At 64.8% G+C, this 210-nt stretch carries 1 protein-coding gene; it reads right to left on the bottom strand.

What is annotated here, in order from left to right; genetic code table 11:
* Positions 1 to 210, bottom strand: a 210-nt coding sequence (locus ACLQ2W_RS34110; protein WP_425792050.1) for an acyltransferase domain-containing protein, incomplete at both ends; no start/stop codon positions are given.

Consider the following 210-nt stretch of genomic DNA (forward strand, 5'->3'; position numbering starts at 1 on the left):
CACCTGCACCGCGAACAACCCCGCCTGCGTATACACCGTCTGATCCAACAGCTCCGGCTCGCCCGCGACCACCTCCCGCAACGGCCGCTCAAGATGCTGGTCGAAGTACGCGCACACCTCATCGAACACTTCAGCGAAGACCGGATACGCCTCATACAGGCCCTGGCCCATCCCGAGCCGCTGGCTACCCTGCCCGGAAAACACCACCGC

Origin of the sequence: Micromonospora sp. DT227, assembly GCF_049841835.1 — a bacterium.
GTDB lineage: Bacteria > Actinomycetota > Actinomycetes > Mycobacteriales > Micromonosporaceae > Micromonospora.